At 65.9% G+C, this 16,218-nt stretch carries 15 protein-coding genes and 2 pseudogenes; 9 read left to right on the top strand and 8 right to left on the bottom strand.

The genetic code is table 11. From position 1 onward, the window contains the following. Positions 1-9 precede the first annotated feature (9 nt). Complete coding sequence (locus ABIB26_RS18225; RefSeq protein ID WP_354246281.1) at positions 10-2,541, bottom strand: PEP/pyruvate-binding domain-containing protein; 2,532 nt, start codon at positions 2,539-2,541, stop codon at positions 10-12. Continuing rightward, positions 2,534-4,102 carry an MDR family MFS transporter gene (locus ABIB26_RS18220; protein WP_354246278.1) on the bottom strand — a complete coding sequence of 523 codons (1,569 nt, stop codon included), beginning with the start codon at positions 4,100-4,102 and terminating at the stop codon, positions 2,534-2,536. The genes ABIB26_RS18225 and ABIB26_RS18220 overlap by 8 nt, the downstream gene beginning before the upstream one ends. Positions 4,103-4,256: 154 nt before the next feature. Here ABIB26_RS18220 and ABIB26_RS18215 point away from each other — a divergent pair, with 154 nt between their 5' ends. After that, positions 4,257-4,814: a GNAT family N-acetyltransferase gene (locus ABIB26_RS18215; RefSeq protein ID WP_354246275.1), complete on the top strand. Its 558-nt coding sequence runs from the start codon at positions 4,257-4,259 to the stop codon at positions 4,812-4,814. Positions 4,815-4,824: 10 nt separating this feature from the next. On the opposite strand, the gene ABIB26_RS18210 is transcribed toward ABIB26_RS18215, so the two are convergent. Both ABIB26_RS18210 and ABIB26_RS18205 read right to left on the bottom strand, forming a co-directional pair. Continuing rightward, positions 4,825-5,613 (bottom strand): SDR family oxidoreductase, encoded by a 789-nt coding sequence (locus ABIB26_RS18210; RefSeq protein ID WP_354246272.1) that lies wholly within the window; start codon positions 5,611-5,613, stop codon positions 4,825-4,827. Continuing rightward, positions 5,610-6,491 carry a helix-turn-helix transcriptional regulator gene (locus tag ABIB26_RS18205; protein WP_354246269.1) on the bottom strand — a complete coding sequence of 294 codons (882 nt, stop codon included), beginning with the start codon at positions 6,489-6,491 and terminating at the stop codon, positions 5,610-5,612. Before ABIB26_RS18205 ends, ABIB26_RS18210 begins: the two co-directional genes overlap by 4 nt. 102 nt (positions 6,492-6,593) lie before the next feature. Here ABIB26_RS18205 and ABIB26_RS18200 point away from each other — a divergent pair, with 102 nt between their 5' ends. From ABIB26_RS18200 to ABIB26_RS23785, 8 genes and pseudogenes are all read left to right on the top strand, one after another. Beyond that, a complete protein-coding gene (locus ABIB26_RS18200) occupies positions 6,594-8,108 on the top strand; it encodes an MFS transporter (protein WP_354246266.1) in 1,515 nt (504 codons plus the stop codon). 37 nt (positions 8,109-8,145) lie between these two features. Next, positions 8,146-9,168 (top strand): zinc-binding dehydrogenase, encoded by a 1,023-nt coding sequence (locus tag ABIB26_RS18195; protein ID WP_354246263.1) that lies wholly within the window; start codon positions 8,146-8,148, stop codon positions 9,166-9,168. A gap of 36 nt (positions 9,169-9,204) precedes the next feature. After that, a pseudogene (locus ABIB26_RS18190) lies at positions 9,205-10,220 on the top strand (aldo/keto reductase). A gap of 5 nt (positions 10,221-10,225) precedes the next feature. Further along, positions 10,226-10,588 (top strand): nuclear transport factor 2 family protein, encoded by a 363-nt coding sequence (locus tag ABIB26_RS18185; RefSeq protein ID WP_354246260.1) that lies wholly within the window; start codon positions 10,226-10,228, stop codon positions 10,586-10,588. A 60-nt stretch (positions 10,589-10,648) separates the two neighbouring features. Beyond that, positions 10,649-12,115: a cation:proton antiporter domain-containing protein gene (locus tag ABIB26_RS18180; protein WP_354246257.1), complete on the top strand. Its 1,467-nt coding sequence runs from the start codon at positions 10,649-10,651 to the stop codon at positions 12,113-12,115. A gap of 52 nt (positions 12,116-12,167) precedes the next feature. After that, on the top strand, positions 12,168-12,500 hold the full coding sequence (locus ABIB26_RS18175; RefSeq protein ID WP_354246254.1) for a carboxymuconolactone decarboxylase family protein: 333 nt from the start codon (positions 12,168-12,170) through the stop codon (positions 12,498-12,500). 8 nt (positions 12,501-12,508) lie between these two features. Then, positions 12,509-12,911, top strand: a pseudogene (locus tag ABIB26_RS18170) ((R)-mandelonitrile lyase). 98 nt (positions 12,912-13,009) lie between these two features. Continuing rightward, complete coding sequence (locus ABIB26_RS23785; protein WP_502913707.1) at positions 13,010-13,150, top strand: recombinase family protein; 141 nt, start codon at positions 13,010-13,012, stop codon at positions 13,148-13,150. A 402-nt stretch (positions 13,151-13,552) separates the two neighbouring features. On the opposite strand, the gene ABIB26_RS18160 is transcribed toward ABIB26_RS23785, so the two are convergent. The 4 genes from ABIB26_RS18160 to ABIB26_RS18145 form a co-directional block, all read right to left on the bottom strand. Then, on the bottom strand, positions 13,553-14,122 hold the full coding sequence (locus tag ABIB26_RS18160) for a hypothetical protein (protein ID WP_354246251.1): 570 nt from the start codon (positions 14,120-14,122) through the stop codon (positions 13,553-13,555). A 198-nt stretch (positions 14,123-14,320) separates the two neighbouring features. Further along, positions 14,321-14,464, bottom strand: a complete 144-nt coding sequence (locus ABIB26_RS18155) for a BBE domain-containing protein (RefSeq protein WP_354246249.1) — start codon at positions 14,462-14,464, stop codon at positions 14,321-14,323. Beyond that, positions 14,448-14,900 carry a hypothetical protein gene (locus tag ABIB26_RS18150; protein WP_354246246.1) on the bottom strand — a complete coding sequence of 151 codons (453 nt, stop codon included), beginning with the start codon at positions 14,898-14,900 and terminating at the stop codon, positions 14,448-14,450. The genes ABIB26_RS18155 and ABIB26_RS18150 overlap by 17 nt, the downstream gene beginning before the upstream one ends. Before the next feature lie 212 nt (positions 14,901-15,112). Further along, positions 15,113-15,721, bottom strand: coding sequence for a DNA-binding protein (locus ABIB26_RS18145; protein ID WP_354246244.1), 609 nt, complete (start codon positions 15,719-15,721; stop codon positions 15,113-15,115). Positions 15,722-16,218: the final 497 nt, after the last annotated feature.

Raw genomic sequence — 16,218 nt, 5'->3', positions numbered from 1 at the left:
CGGGCCATCTCAACTCCCGTTTCCGGCCGCGGTGACGGTCCCGGTGGTGCCGTTGACGGTGACCTGTTGCCCGTTAGTGAGGGTGGTGGTGCCGTTGCGGGTTCCCATCACTGCCGGTATCCCGTATTCGCGGGCGACGATGGCCGCGTGCGAGCCGATCCCGCCCGTATCGACGACCACCGCGGCGGCCCGCTGGAACAGCGGGGTCCAGGCGGGGTTGGTGTAGGGGCAGACCAGGATTTCCCCACTCTGGAGGGTGCCGAACGCGGCCGGGCTGCCGATGATGCGCACGGGACCGGTCGCGGTGCCCCGGCTGGCGGCCGAACCCGTGACCAGCGCGCTGCTATCGGCTGGATGTTCGGGGAAGAGGGCGTTGAGGTCCAAGAGCGGGGTGCCCGCCAGGTCCGCCCGTTTGGCGGCACGGGCGAGCACTTTTTGCCGGTAGCGGTCCCGGTCGGCGGCCGGCAGGGTGCGGGGGTCGTTGATGGTGCGGAGTTCTTCGTACCGCAGATGGAAGATGTCCCGGGCCTCGTCGAGCACTCCGGCGGTCCGCAGCCGTTCGCCGAGTTCGCGCAGGGCCCGCCGCAGCGGGGGAAGCAGCATCGTGGCGTAGAAGTGCGTATCTTCCCGGAAAGCCATCCCGGCCCTGGCCGTGTCTACGGTGTCCAGGATGCGGCGCCGGAGCCCGGGGTTCGTCAAGGCCGGGTGCGCGGAAAGTTCGCGCAGCGCGTCACCGGTCTGGTCCGTCTTCTTGCCCGGGTCCCCGATCAGGACTATCACCAGACCCAGAACCACCTCCGGGGTTTCGGACCAGGTGGGTGCACTGCTCAGCACTACGCTGGTGGTTTCCCGGTGACCGTACTCGGTGAGGAAGCCACGGAAGCTACGGTTGAATTCCGCGTACAGGGGGTCGCCGGAGACACGGTGGACCAGCTCCGCCGGTGCGAGTCGGTCAAAGGATGCGCGCAGGTTCTTATCCGCCCGCACCAGGTGGGCGAGGAGCTCCAGCTCGCGGTTGGCCTGGCTGGTGCGGGTGTCGGCGCCGGCGATCAGCGCCGGTGCCAGGTGCCGTTTCCCCAGGAGGAGCAGCATCGGCCGCAGCTTCAGCTGCGATATCAACACGCCGGGAAGGTAGGAGACCCGCAATTCCACGATCGGCCCCAGCGCCTCGTATGTGGTCCGCACGTGTCCGAGGAGCTGTTGCCAGTTCAGCTGCCGTGGATCCCGGCCGTTGAGCCGGTCCACTTCGGCGAGGAACGCGGCCAACCGCTCATCACGGGTCCAATTCGCGAGCCGGAAGCGGCGTGCCCTCGCAGCGATCGACGCCGGAGCGGCAAGGACCCTGATGGTCGGGCGGGGCACGGGAGGGATCAGCCGGAGAACCACACCGTCTTCTTCAGGAAGCACATCCGACACCGAGGGAAATGCGACGCCGATGCTGCCGGCCATGCGCTGGAGCATGGCGAAGATGCTGTGTTGCAGCCACCCGGAGACGTCCAGGGGGTAAGGGCGCTCCTGGAACATCTCGACGAAGAACGGCCCCACCCTCTTCTGGAACGCGTTGAGTTTCTGGGGCTCCTGCGGCAGTGCCGTCATCGGGCGGGCCTGCAGAAGATACGTCCGGCCTCCGGCCACGGCCCATTCCATGTCCTGCGGCGTCCCGAAGTGGACCGTGACCGCCCGGGCGATTCCGGCCAGGCGGGCCAGCTGCCTCTTACTAAGAAGCTGACCGGTGCCTGGCTGGCCGGCCGTTTCGACGGTCCCGCCGTTTGGTGTGGAACGGATGACCGTCTCGTGCCCTCCCGGCGTCCATTCCCTGACCCGGTTGTGGGAATCGAGGATGTAGTGTTCGGGCGTGACCAGTCCTGAGACCACGGCCTCGCCCAGGCCCGCACCGGCATCGATGAGGATCCGGTCCCGCCGTCCGGTGAGCGGATCGGCGCTAAACATCACGCCGGCCGCATCGGCGGAGACCATGCTCTGGACCACGACGGCAATCGCCACATCCTCAGGCCGGATCTTCTGGCGGTGGCGGTAGGCGATGGCCCGGTCAGTCCACAGCGAGGCCCAGCAGCCGGTGATGGCCCGGATCAGTGCATCCTCGCCCAGAATGTTCAGGAACGTGTCGTGCTGCCCGGCAAAGGCAGCGCCGGGCAGGTCTTCGGCAGTGCCACTGGAACGGACCGCCACCGGCCCGGCGCCGAGCCGCCGGTAGGCGTCGGTGATGGTGCCGCGCAGCTGCTCCGGCAGGCGGACCGAGCCAATCGCCTCCCGGATCCGCGCGCCGTCGGCCCCGGCCTGAAGCAGCCCGGCGAGCGTGCCGCCCGGGCCGGTGTCCTCCAGCATCGAGGCGTAGGCGGCGGTAGTGACGATAAAGCCGTCCGGCACCGGGAACCCGGCCCGGAGCAGTTCGCCCAGGTTCGCGCCCTTGCCGCCGGCCAGGGCGACGTCCGCCGAACCGAAGTCGGTGGTGGCGGCAACCAATGCCTTCGCGGAACTGGCGGAACTGGCCGGGCCGGTACGGGTGCGTTCTTCAGTCATTCGGGGCTCCTCGTGTTCTTCCGGTATTCGTTTGGCTCGTTGAAGCATCGGGGCCGGGCGCTGGCCGGTCCGCGGGCGCCGTCGTACGCAGCTCACGCTCGGGCAGAAACAGGGCCAACAGGAATGCTCCGGCGAGCAGGAGGGCCGCGTAGCCGAAGACAGGCGGCACGGCCGCGGCGAATGCGTCCCTGACTGCAGCCCTGTCCCCCGGTGGCAGGGCGGCGAGGCCCTGGGGTGTGAGGGCGTTGAGCCTGTCGCCCAGGCCTCCCGCCAGGCCCGGAACGCGGCGGAACCGTGCGGCAATGAGGGAGCCGAGCAGGGCCACGCCGAGGGAACTGCCGAACTGCCGCAGGAACGTGACCGCCGCCGTGGCTGATCCAAGATTCCGGACATCCACCGTGTTCTGCACGATAAGGATCATTACCTGCATGACCAGGCCGATCCCGAGTCCGAGCACGAGCATGGCAACCAGGACGGGGCCGGGCCCGCCGGAGCCGGTGACAGTGCTGAACATCCACATCCCCGCCGCCGCCAGCGCCGTCCCGATGACCGGGTACGGCTTGTAGCGGCCGCTGCGGCGGATCAGTTGCCCGGAAAGCACCGTGGTCAGCAGGATCCCGCCCATCAGGGCGATCAGCACGGACCCGGACGCAGTGGCGGGCATGCCCATGCCGATCTGCAGGAAGGCCGGAAGATAGCTCAGGGCCGCGAACATGGCAAAGCCGATGAGGAAACTGATCGCGACGGGCAGGGCGAATGCCGCGTCGCGGAACAGCCGCAGATCGAAAACCGGGTCGGGGGCCTTCAGCGCGGTGATGAGCCATCCTGTCAGTGAACCGGCCGCGGTGAGAGCCAGAAGCGGTGCCAGCCATGCCGGCCCGGTATAGACGGCCGCGCTGCACAGCATGATGACCGTGACAATGACCAGCGACAGGAAAGCGGCGCCGGCATAATCAGCCCGGCGGCCGCGCCCGATCTGGGGCAGGTGCAGGGTCAGCGACACTACGGCCAGTGCCGCCAGGCCCAGCGGGACGTAAGAATAGAAGATCCAGCGCCATGACAGCCGGTCGACCGCGGCGCCCCCGGCCAGGGGCCCCGCGACGACGGCCAGGACATAGGCCGCCCCGATATAGCCCAGATAGCGCCCGCGCTCGCGGGGGCTGACCAGTTCACCGATGATCGACTGTGCGCCGATCATCAGCCCGCCGCCGCCGAGCCCCTGCACGGCCCGGTAGACGACGAGTTCGGGAACCGTTTGTGCCGTCCCGCACAGCACGGCACCGAGGATGAACAGCACCAGCGAGCCCTGCAGCACCGGCTTCCGGCCCAGGACATCGCCGAGTTTGCCTGTCAGTGGCATGGCCGCCGTCGCAGCGGCGAGGTATCCGGTGATGATGACCGGCATCTGGTCCAGGCCGTTGAGGTCACCCGCCACCGCGGGCAGCGCCGCGGCCATGACCGTCTGATCCAGGGCACCGAGGAACATGACCAGCAGGACGCCCGGGAGCGCCGCCCGGATAGACGGCCGGACCTGCCCACCTTCGACCTGCGTGTTCTTCACGGCCGCCCCGTTCACAGAAACAAACTGTTCTCTAAAGCGTAAAGCGCCGCGTCAAGAAACAAAAGGTTCTCTATACGGGTAGTTAGGGTCAACCGAGCGCCAAGATGCGACATCGGCTTCTCCCTGCAGCACCTGGAATCTGTAAGCTTTGTGAGTGCTTCCCCACAAGACTGCTCGACTACGATTCCGTCAGATGACTTCAGCGGACCTCGACAGCATGAGCGAGCTGCTCGGCGATCCGGCGGTGATGACGTATTACCCCGCTCCCAAGTCCAGGGAGGAAGCTGCGCAGTGGATAGCGTGGAATGAAGCGAACTACCCCGAGCACGGCTACGGGCTATGGATCGTGGAGACCCACGACGGCATGTTTCTGGGTGACTGCGGCCTGACCTGGCAGGAGGTCGACGGCCGCTTCGAACTGGAGGTCGGCTACCACATGCGCCCCGATGTCCAGGGACGTGGATGCGCGACCGAAGCCGCCGCGGCCTGCCGGGATTTTGCGCGCGATGTACTGCACGTTCCACAGCTCATCGCAATCATCCATCCAGAGAACGTTGCTTCACGTCGGGTGGCCGAAAAGATCGGCATGCAACGTATCGCGGACGACCACGGCGGCGCTGTCGCCGTCCGTACAGTGCTCGGAGTCCAGCTAGGTGCCCGGCAGGTCACTCAGGCCGTGTTCATAGCGGCCCGTGGCTGTCGTGCGGAGTAGGAGCCCCGATTTAGTCCCCGGCTTTGAGGCTTCCTGCTGTGATTGTGGCGAGGTCGTCACGGAACATTTCGGGCTCACTCTCCGTCGGGAGGTCCACGATGTCTTCGGCTGCATCGAGAGATTCGACTGAGTCTGGCGTCAGGGAGGCGAAGACATTGGTGAGGTCCTCTTGTTCCGGTCCAGGGTCGGCGATGAGTTCGAAAGTCTTGTGGTCGGCGGCATCGATGTGAAGGCTGTCGATGAGGACGCGGGCGATCTGGTCCCGGGCGATGACGCCGTCGGCGGGTGAGCCGGATTGTCGTTTGTCGCCCTGGAGCATGACGATCTTCCGCTGGTCGGGTTGGTTGTAGTCAAACCAGCCGGGCCGCACGATCGTGTACGGGTTGCCACTGGCGCGGATGAGCCGCTCGCTGCGCAGCTTCCATTGGGCGTAGGCGACGCCGGGTCGGGTGGTGCCGATAGCGGTCATGAGCGCGATGCGTGTCCGGCGGCCGGCCAGCGTCTTGAGGATATTGGCGACGCCGGCGTAGTCGTTATCCCGCACGTCGCGTTCACTGGTGGTGGATCCGTGGGTGAACACGATCGCGTCGACTCCATCGACGGCCGTGCTGAGGGTTTCGGGACGGGTGAGGTCCCCGATAACCAGGTCCACCCCGTCCGGGAGCACGCGGACTGCGCGGGCGTGGTCGCGCACGAGCGCACGGACGGTGTACCCCCGTTGCAGCGCCTCGCCCACGGCGTGGCGGCCGATGCTCCCGGTGGCACCGACGATCAGGACAGTGGAGGGACGGTGGTTCATTTCTTCTCCTTGACCGCGGCCGCTATGGCTTCGCGCTGGGTGGCGGCCCAGCTCGCCAGGACTTTCAGCGCGTCCTCGGAGGGTGTCCCGGGGTCTGCTGTGTACACGTTGATGCGCAGTCCCGGGTCCCCGGGCAGTTCCAGGGCCTCGAAGCTCAAGTCAAGATCTCCGACGATCGGGTGGTGGAGCCGTTTCCGGCCGGTCCGGTGGTACTTCACATCGTGCCGGGCCCACCGGGTGCGGAACTCCTCGCTGCGGGTTGAGAGTTCACCGATCAGGTCCGTGAGGTCTTTGTCGTAGGGGGTTTTTCCGGCTGTGGACCGCAGGACGGCGACGACGTCGTCCGCTGCGCGTTCCCAATCGGCGAAGAACTCCTGCGCTTTAGGGTTCAGGAAGGTGAACCGTGCGCTGTTCGGCGGGGTGGTTTGTTCGGCCATTAAGTCCAGGTAAAGGGCGCAGCCCAGCTCGTTGGCGGCCAGGACATCGCCGCGGTCGTTACGGACCCAGGCCGGTGCGGCCGTGATCGCGTCGATGACGCGCTGCACGCTCGGCCGCACCGTCTGCGGGCTGCGCTTGCGCCGCACCCGGGGGGAAGCGGTAGCGGCACGGGCGAGGTCGAAAAGGTGGGCCGTTTCGGCATCGTCGAGCTTCAGGGCCCGGGCGAGTGCCTCGATGACGCTGTCGGAGGCGCCGGAGAGGTTTCCGCGCTCCAGGCGGACGTAGTAGTCGACGCTCATCCCGGCGAGCATCGCGACTTCCTCGCGGCGCAGCCCGGTCACTCGGCGGTTGCCGCCGTAGAGGGGCAGTCCTGCCTCCTCCGGCGTGATTCTGGCTCGGCGGGAGGTCAGGAACTTCTGCACGTCGTCACTGGGTGTCATGGCATCCACGCTACGCGGCGGCTGATGCTCGAGGGAGGCACTGGTAGTACCCGGAAGGGCCGTGACTCCCAACCGTAAGGAAATCACGGTTGCATGGAAGGCATGAAACCTGCACCCACTGCCCACCCGGCGGCGATCCTGGCGATCATTCTCGCCAGCTACTTCATGATCCTGCTGGACAACTCGGTCATCTTCACCGCCCTGCCGAGCCTGCAGGCAGATCTGCAGCTGAGCACCGGTGAGCTCTCCTGGGTTCAGGATGCGTACACGCTGGTCTTCGGCGGCCAGCTGCTCCTCGGAGCCCGGGCAGGAGACCTGCTCGGACGCCGGCGGGTCTTCGTCTTCGGACTGGTGGTGTTCTCGATCGCGTCACTGCTGATCGGACTGTCGCCGGCGGGCTGGTGGGCGATCGCCGGCCGGGCAGTGCAGGGTATCGGGGCTGCGATCGTCGCGCCCGCCTCGCTGTCCCTGCTCACGGCGAGCTTCCCGGAGGGCCGTGGGCGCACCCGGGCCGTCGCTTTGTACGGTGCGACCGCAGGGATCGGTGCGAGCCTTGGCCTGGTCATCGGCGGGGCGCTGGCGCACTGGATCTCCTGGCGGGCCGGGTTCTTTGTCAACGTACCCATCGGCGCCGCGATGATCGCACTGGCGCCGCGGTTCCTCCCGGAATCAGGCCGGGCCCGTGGCCGCTTCGACGTTTTCGGCGCGCTCAGTGCCACGCTGGGTGTCGGCGCTCTCGTGTTCGGCATCATCAACACCGTCGATGCGGGATGGACTTCCCCGGTGACGGTCACAGCCGTCAGCGCCGGCGTCGTGCTGCTGGTCGTGTTCGTGCTGATCGAGCGCCGGGTGGCCCAGCCGATTATGCCGTTGCGGCTGTTCGCGTGCCGCCGCCGAACCGGCGCCTACATTGCGCGCTTTCTGTACCTGGGCGCAATGATCGCATTCTTCTTTTTCACCACCCAGTTCCTGCAGGAAGTACTGGGCTTCGACCCCCTGCAGGCCGGCATGGGATTCCTGCCCATGACGGCGGTCAACTTCGCCGTCGCGATGAGCATCCCACGGCTGGTAGGGCGGATGCCGGGTTCCATTCCAATCGTGGCGGGCATCCTGGTCACTCTTGCCGGGATGTTCTGGATCAGCCGCGTCGGAGTCGACTCCGCATACCTGACTGGGGTGGCCCTGCCGATGGTCCTCATTGGCGCGGGCCAGGGCCTCGCGTTTGCGCCCCTGACCTCGTTCGGCATCATCGGCGCCCCCGCGGCCGACGCCGGAGCGGCATCGGGCCTGGTGAACACCTTCCACCAGGTCGGTACCTGCCTCGGGCTCGGTATTGCGGTCGCGGCCGCAGCTACCGTCCCTTCTGGGCCGGTTAAGGCGCACCTGGCCGCGCAGGTCAGCGCCGCGCTCACCACGGGCAGCATCCTTCTGCTCCTTGCCTTGGCTGTCGCTGCGGCACTCATCCTGCCCGCAGAATTGGCCGAGCGCCGCACTCGGACGTTGCCCGCGGCCCGTGGCCCTGGCCGAGACCACCCGCTGAACCACCAACCCCTTAAAGGGGGTCCTGTCGATACCCTGATCAGCCGTGACTCCCAAGAAGTGCGTGACCGGTGTTGACTGGAAACCGTCCGACAACTGAGTGAGGAATCTCAACATGCGAGCAACACTGATGTACGGCGCCGGCGACGTGCGCGTCGAAACCGTTCCCAACCCCACCCTTCAGGAGCCCACGGACGCCATCGTGCGCATCGTCGCCGGCTGCATCTGCGGCAGCGACCTGTGGCCATATGCCTCCAGGCCGGAGTCCGCTGAAGGCTCCCGCATGGGCCACGAGTTCGTCGGCATCGTCGAGGAACTCGGGTCCGAGGTGACCGGCCTGGCGGTGGGTGACTTTGTCATCGCTCCGTTCGTCGCCTCCGACGGCGCCTGCGACTTCTGCAAGGAGGGTCTGCAGACCTCCTGCCGCCACGGTGCGCACTGGGGCGGCCACGACGACGGCGGCCAGGGCGAATTCGCCCGGGTCCCGCAGGCATCCGGCACCCTCGTCGTCGTCCCCGCCGGCTTTGATGAGAAGCTGATCCCGTCACTGCTGAGCCTCTCCGATGTCATGTCGACCGGATACCACGCGGCCAAGAAGGCCAGCATCAAGCCCGGCCAGACAGTCACCGTGATCGGCGACGGCGCAGTCGGCCTCTCCGCCGTTCTCTCCGCCAAGCTCATGGGCGCCTCGCGCATCATCCTCATGGTCCGCCACGAGGCCCGTACCGACCTCGGCCGCGAATTCGGTGCCACCGACGTCGTCTCCGAACGCGGAGAAGAGGGCATCGCCAAGGTCAGGGAACTCACCAAGGGCGACGGAACCCACGTCGTGCTCGAAGCTGTGGGTCTCAAGCCGGCGATCGAGATGGCGATCGGCGCCGTCCGCGACGGCGGTGTCATCAGCCGCGTCGGCGCACCGCAGTTCACCGAAGTTCCGCTCGGATTCCCCGAGTTCATGCGCAACATCACCCTCACCGGCGGCGTCGCACCCGCTCGCGCGTACATCGAGGAACTGCTGCCTCTCGTGCTCAACGGAACCATCGAACCTGGCAAGGTCTTCGACCGCACCATCCGCAACGGACCAGACCCGGACGAGGCCCGCGAGGAGCGCTTCGCTATGGTCATCCCGGAAGCCTGAGACCCCCGAAGCCAAAGACAGAGAGAAGGAACCACCATGGAATACCGTCCCCGTGGCCGCACCGGTGTGCAGGTCAGCCCCTTGTGCCTCGGTGCGATGATGTTCGGCCCTTGGGGCAACAACGACACCGCGGACTCCATCCGCATAATCCACCGCGCACTCGACGCCGGCATCAACTTCATCGACACCGCCGACGTCTACTCCGGCGGCGCATCCGAGGAAATCGTCGGACAGGCACTGCAGGGCCGGCGTGATGACGTGTTCCTTGCCACGAAGTTCTTAATGCCCATGAGCGAGGACCCCCACCAGCGCGGCGGATCCCGCCGCTGGATCATCCGCGAGGTCGAAAACTCCCTCCGCCGCCTGAACACCGACTACATCGACCTCTACCAGGTCCACCGGCCCAGCCCCGATACCGACGTCGAGGAAACCCTCGGCGCGCTCACCGACCTCGTCCGCCAGGGAAAGGTCCGTTACATCGGCTCCTCGTCGTACTCAGGATCCCAGATCGTGGAAGCCCAGTGGGCGTCCCGGGAACGCAATTTGGAGCGGTTCGTCACCGAGCAGCCGCCCTACTCGATCCTGGTCCGCGGCATCGAGGAGGACATCCTCCCGGCGGCGCAACGCCACGGCATGGGCACCCTCACCTACAGCCCGCTCAGCGGCGGGTGGCTCTCAGGGCGCCGGCGCAAAGACTCGGCGTCCGCACCCACCTCTGCCGCGCGTCCGAACGCCCGGTTCGACATGAGCAGCCCCGCCAACCAGCGCAAGCTCGACATCGTCGAAGAACTCGCCCAGCTCGCCGAACAAACCGGCTGACCCTGATCGAGCTGGCCATCGCGTTCGTGCTCAACCACCCCGACGTCACGGCAGCCATCGTCGGACCGCGCACCATGGAACAGCTCGAGTCCTACCTGCCGGCCGCCGACGTCACCCTGTCTACCGACGTTCTGGCCCGCATCGATCAGCTCGTCGCACCCGGAGTGACCGTCAACCCCGAGGACAACAGCTACGGCACCCACGAGCTGACGCCAGTGGCACGACGGCGGTGACAGACGTGACCGCAGCGGCGGTTAGAGCGCTCCATGAAGCGCTGTGCGAGGCGATGGTGGCCGGGGACGTGGCCGCGCTGGAGAGCATCCTGACCGACGAATTTACCCTTACGCACATGACCGGATACGTCCAGTCAAAGTCGGAATGGCTTGATGCCATCGAAACCCGCCAGATGCAGTACCTTCGGATGGAAACAGTCGAGGCCACCATCGGCACGGAAGGGACCACGCCCGGTTTGACCACCCGCACACTCACCGACGCCACGATCTGGGGATCCAGGGCCACCTGGCGACTGACGTTGCGCTCCTGGTTCGAACCCCGCGGAGACGAATGGGTCATAGCACGCACAGTCGCATCCACATGGTGAGTCCCACCCCGCCCGCCCATTTGGCGGGAGCTAAGAACACACAGATCGAACGGAGATGCCATGGAGGGCCTGGAAACCGTCGTACTCCTGGGCGTGACCGTCCTCGCGGGCGCGATCCTGGCTCCCAGACTCCGTGTCGCCGCGCCCTTGCTGCTGCTCGTCTTCGGTCTTGTCCTTGGCTTCGTCCCGCAGCTGCGGCAGATCGAGCTGCCACCGGAGACGGTGCTGCTGATCTTCCTGCCGGTCATGCTGTTCTGGGAGAGCCTGACCACCTCACTCCGGTCGATCCGGCGGGATCTGCGCGGCATCGTCTTGCTCAGCACCCTGCTGGTGGTTGCCACCGCAATGGCCGTGGCCGGCGTGGCAAACCTCCTTTGTCTGCCGTGGAACGCTGCACTTATCCTCGGCGCGGCTCTCGCTCCGCCGGACGCGACGGCGGTCGCGGCCCTGGGCCGGATGCTGCCGCGCCGGAACTTCATGCTCCTCAAGGCGGAGAGCCTGACCAATGACGGTACAGCCCTGGTGCTGTACGCCATCGCCGTGGGCGCGACACTTGGCGGCAGCTACACGCCCATCGATATCGTCGGCCTCTTCGCCCTCTCCTATGTTGGAGGGGCGGTCGCCGGAATCCTGGTCGCCGGTGCAGCCTACCTGCTCCTGGTCCGGGTACGCGACCCGCTCATCATCAACATCGTCCTGCTGATCACGCCGTTCGCTGCATTCCTGCTCGCTGAAGCAGTTGGAGCCTCGGGCGTGCTGGCCGTTGTTGCTGCCGGGCTGATCATCTCCTTCACCTCCAGCCGGATCAGCACTGCAGCGTCACGCCGTCAGACAGTTGCCGTGTGGCTGGCGCTAATCATCATCCGGTTCGTGTTCCAAACCCTCAGCATTGCCGTCATCCGGGTCCTGGACCGCCGCCCCTCCCAACGCCAGCGCAGGATGGGCTACCGGGCCCGAATTGTCAGCTCCATTGCCGGCTTCCGCGGAGCCGTCTCCCTCGCCATCGCCCTCACCATCGCCCTGTCCGTGCCGTCAGCACTCAATGACGGCACCCCCCTCCCCGGACGCGACGACATCATCTTCATCAGCGCCGGCGTGATCGTGCTGACCATGCTGATCCAAGGCCCAATACTGCCCACGGTGGTCCGCTGGGCCAAGCTTCCCGATGAGCCAGAGGAGGAAGAACTCCGCCTGGCCGAACTGGCCATCGCTGCCGCCGCCGTCTCCGCCGTCGATCAACTCGCTCACGAACTCGGGACCAGCGCAGAGGTCCGCGGACGCCTCGCGGACGAGTATCGATCCCATATGTCGGTCACACAGGCGCTGAAAGCCGGTTCCGATCCGGCGACCACTACGCAATCGCGCCAGGAGGAAACGACGCTCCGCCAAGCCGTACTGGAGCGGAAGCGGGAAGTACTACTGCAGCTCCGCCTCGCTGGCACGGTCGATGACACCGTCGCCCGGCGACTTCAGACCAGGCTCGATGTCGAAGAACAACGCCTCACCGGCGTCGAAATCATCGACTGACCGTCTTAGGAACAACCGACCACTTCAGATTCCAACGGAAAGAAGGACCATCATGACTGACCAGCCCAAGCAACTCGGAGGCGGCCGAAAGATCTTCGGCGACTTCGCTCCGAAGCTTGCAGAGCTCACCGACGACGTGCTCTTCGAGGACGTCTGGAACCGGTCTGAACTCGCCGCACGGGACCGCAGCCTCATCACCGTGGCCGTGCTTACCGCTGGAGGGAACACCGACCAGTTGGGTTTCCACCTCGGTCGCGCCATCGACAACGGCGTGACCCAGGAGGAGCTCATCGAAGCCGTCACCCACGTCACGCTCTACGCAGGCTGGCCTAAGGGCATGGCTGCGATGGGCGTAGCCAAGCAACTCTTCACAGACAACAAGTAAGGAAAATCATGAATATTGAACCCTCCGTGCCCACCTCGAAAAACCCGGAGGCCCAATTCGCTGGCGACGTGTGGCTGGATCCAATCGCGCTTCCCCACGAGGGCGAGCAGACGATGGTCGTCGCGACCGTCCGGCTTCGCGCCCGGGGCCCGTACCGCCTGGCACTCGCACCAGCACGGCCAGTACCTACGCGTCACCCAAGGTGTGGGCCGTTTCGGTACCCGGGACGGAAAGATCATCGAAGTCCACCCCGGCCAGACGATCTACACCCCACCCGGCGAGGAGCATTGGCACGCGGCCGCCCCCGGCTGCTTCATGGAACACATTGCCATGCTCCAAAACGGTGAAGACCCGTCCAAGACGACCACTTGGAACGAGCACATCACAGATGACGAGTACAACGGCCGCTAACCAGCGGATGCCATTTGCAGGCCCAGTGCATCGACGGGTTTCCCTTTGGCGCCGGACTGCTGGACTGCTGTCCGTAAACGACCGTTCGTGAGACTGGCCTGACAAACCTAGGAGGACAGGGCCTCCGGGAAGAAGTACGACCGGCCCCAGCCGGCAAAGCCCTGCGCCACGGGGACACCCTGGTCGTCTGGAAGCTGGACCGGCTCGGCCGGCACCCGCGCCACATGGGTACAAGATGACCCCCGCAAAAGTCCGCCTGGCCATGGCCTTCATGGGCAAGCCCGGAATAAAAGTCAGCGAACTCTGCACCGAACTCGGCATCACCCGCCTGAGGCTCTACCGGCACGTGTCGCCTACTGGGGAACTGCGCCGGACGGGGTCAAACTCTTGGCCAGAGCCTAGACCTGATCTGCTTAGGCACGATAAGCAGCAGATCGAGTAGGACCACAGTGTTCACCCGAGAATCAGGCCCCACCAGTGCCCCGATGAGGACCAGCGCCGCGAGGAACACCCCGATGACCGCCCACGCAAGGACCGCCGGTGCGGCAAGGACTCATTCTCTCGCGCCATGACTGCATGAATTTCGTCGAGCGTTGCGCCAGGTACAGCGGCAAGCGGATTCCAGACGAGGACCCCTGTCGTCACATCCCGGCCCGCAACGCCCTGCGGTAGGCCTCCGGATCATTTCTGGTTTCGGCCGATACTGCGAGGTGGCGGCGGCTGATGCGCTGGGCAAAATAGCCCGCATACGGCAGCACGATGACGGTGTCCAGGCCGCCCTCCCACGCAGGGATCAAGTCCGGCAGGCTCTGGCGTTCCGCGTCAGTGGGAATGCCCGGGCTCAAATCCCTGTCCCAGGCGTTGAAGGCGTCGCGGTCCAGCCCGTTCCAGCCGTATTCCGTGGTCCAGATCGGAGGGATAAGCGGATGAAGGTCCTGGGCCGGCCGTAAAACTTGCCGCATGATCTCCGTCGTCGGGTGCTTCATCCGGTCAGGATCCTCAATTTTGTACCAGTCCCATGCCCGCTTCCAGGCAATCCGCCAGCGGTCTTCCCATTCGGCGACGCCGGCTGACTCCGGCAGCCTGGACGCCCCCGGGTCCGGGTCCGGTCTGAGCCCCGGTATCTCAACATCGGCAGCAATCGACCACGCGTGCCGGATGAACAGGAGCAAATTCAGGGACAGGGGATGCTCATCTACGGCGATGGCCATGTCATGCGGCCAGGGATTACCCCTGATGGGACTACTCGCACGCATTTCGCTTCTCCTCGCTCTTGCCTGCCCCTCGTTGCGATTCAGTCGAACACCGTCTCTGAAACGGTCAGGGCTGTACCTATCATGGCATCCGCTTGCTCACATGGGGACGGGGAATTTCAGGGCACGGAATCAAATCCAACGATGGCAATGCCCTCACACCGTGGGGGCGATGTTCTGGTTCAACCGGAACAGATTGGTGGGATCGTATTCGTTCATCAATTCCACGAGCCGCCGGTAGGTATCCGCCGGATACGATGCCCGGACGAGCGCCGTATTCGCTTCACCGGTGAAGTTCACGTAGGCCGCTGCGTCCGGGCCGAGCGCGGACGTCACCCCCCCGGGCCCATTCGACGACATCCGTGAAGCCTGCCGCCGCCGGCGTGCGGGCAATAACATCGACGAGGAATTCCTGATCGCGGACTGCGAAGGCCGTTGCGTCGGCCGGAACCCGGCCCACCGCGCCGCCAAGGTGGTGCAGGTGAATCTCCGCCATGGCGTTGGGCAATGCCGCAAACGAGTCCAGCAGCACGCGCACGGACCCGTCGTCGGCGGTGCGCAGAAATGCCGAGCGAAAATAATTGTGCACGCCCCGCGGGTACAGCGGGTCGAGCGCCTGCTGCCACCCCGCGTACGGGTTGGCCGCGAAAACATCGGCGATGACCGTGCCCAATGACCGGAAGGGCGCGGTGGCGGCCTCGCCGGCATCGAGATCGCCGGACCAGCAGCCGCCCACAGCGATGATTTATCCGGCTGGGGACAGTAGCCAGAACCGGGCCCGGGATACGGGCCCCCAAGAGATTCGTCGAGGCCCGTCCGCGTTGTCAGTGACGGCACGAAGTTCACGAGAGTCAGCGGTTCCATGAAGGGCCTGTTGCCACACGTCAAATGGTCCGGGAAGCCCGGGGAGAGTCCCCTCCCGCCCCCGCTCAACGCCGGCGGGCTCCGCTAGTGGGTTTTCTGGCCCCTGTCCTGGCCGTTCTTGTCCGGGGTTTCCGGCACGATGCGCTGCAGGAGCGCGTCGTGCGCTCTTTGCAGGGTCTCGGCCCGGGCCTCGGCAGCGGCGACCCTGGCCGCGGCGTCGGCTGCGGTGCTGGCGGCCTGCTGTTCGGCCGCGCGTGCCTGCTCCAACTGCCCCTGAAGCTCCGCGGCCTGATTTTCCAGGGCGGTGATCCTGGCGGTGAGTTCGGTGACGGCGGCGTCTTTCTCCGCGGTGACCTTGTCCAGGTCGGCGACGAGTTCGGAGATCTCCACCCCAAGGTCCTTCTTCTCCTGCGCCCAGAGCCCTTCCGCGGCGGCGTGCCGCTCATCCGCCACAGTGGAGGCTTCGGCCCAGCAGGCCCCGGCCAGGCGCGCGGCCTGTTCCAGCACCGCCGCCGGCGTCGCGGCGAGACGGCCGCCTGCGGCCTGCTTCTCTTCCACCCACTCCTTCAGGTACCGGGTGGCGTCGGCGTTGCTCACACCCGCCGCCGCCCGCACCGTCGAGACGGTGGGCCGGCGCTCGGCACTGATCTGCTCGGCAGCAGCAAACACGCGGTCTTTCACACTCAACGCCACGGCGACAACCTCAAAAAGTAGTAGGAGTAGTAGTAGTAACAAGACTACTACTACTACTCCTACTACTTTCTGGCAATACCGCCTCGTCCCGTCCGCCCACTTGCGGCAAGGGAGGCCGGGCCGATGTGGGCAACTGCTGCGCTTGTCCTCTTCCTTTCGGTGACAGGCAAAGGTTGAGCCGCTGGGTGTTCCACTTCCTTGGTTCTATGGGGGTTTAATCCCCTGTAGTGGACTGTGGCACAAGTTGGATCGCTTGTTTGGTGGGCGACGGGTTCTCTCCGTGTGTCGGTCATGTGTTCGTCGAGATGACGGCCATGATTGGCCTAGGAGATGACTATGCGAACTTTTCCAGTCCAGATGCCTTCTGGAATGCGCTACTGGACAGTGATCGGCGAGGACCTGCTGAGCTGCCGCGGAGTTCTCGGACAGTGGGCCCTCTTAAAATGGGGGTCTACTGAAAGTAGAGATCAGCATGACTGCAGCACGCCGGCGTTTCA

The sequence above is a fragment of the Arthrobacter sp. UYEF20 genome (genome assembly GCF_040546335.1).
Taxonomy (GTDB): domain Bacteria; phylum Actinomycetota; class Actinomycetes; order Actinomycetales; family Micrococcaceae; genus Arthrobacter.
Note: the sequence above shows the minus strand (reverse complement) of the source record. Positions and strands in the feature narration are given on the sequence as shown.

Coding starts and splice junctions, on each gene's coding strand:
- ABIB26_RS18225 (WP_354246281.1), bottom strand. CDS start 2,541: ATGACTGAAGAACGCACCCGTACCGGCCCGGCCAGTTCCGCCAGTTCC.
- ABIB26_RS18210 (WP_354246272.1), bottom strand. CDS start 5,613: ATGAACCACCGTCCCTCCACTGTCCTGATCGTCGGTGCCACCGGGAGC.
- ABIB26_RS18205 (WP_354246269.1), bottom strand. CDS start 6,491: ATGACACCCAGTGACGACGTGCAGAAGTTCCTGACCTCCCGCCGAGCC.
- ABIB26_RS18200 (WP_354246266.1), top strand. CDS start 6,594: ATGAAACCTGCACCCACTGCCCACCCGGCGGCGATCCTGGCGATCATT.
- ABIB26_RS18195 (WP_354246263.1), top strand. CDS start 8,146: ATGCGAGCAACACTGATGTACGGCGCCGGCGACGTGCGCGTCGAAACC.
- ABIB26_RS18180 (WP_354246257.1), top strand. CDS start 10,649: ATGGAGGGCCTGGAAACCGTCGTACTCCTGGGCGTGACCGTCCTCGCG.
- ABIB26_RS18175 (WP_354246254.1), top strand. CDS start 12,168: ATGACTGACCAGCCCAAGCAACTCGGAGGCGGCCGAAAGATCTTCGGC.
- ABIB26_RS18160 (WP_354246251.1), bottom strand. CDS start 14,122: ATGGCCATCGCCGTAGATGAGCATCCCCTGTCCCTGAATTTGCTCCTG.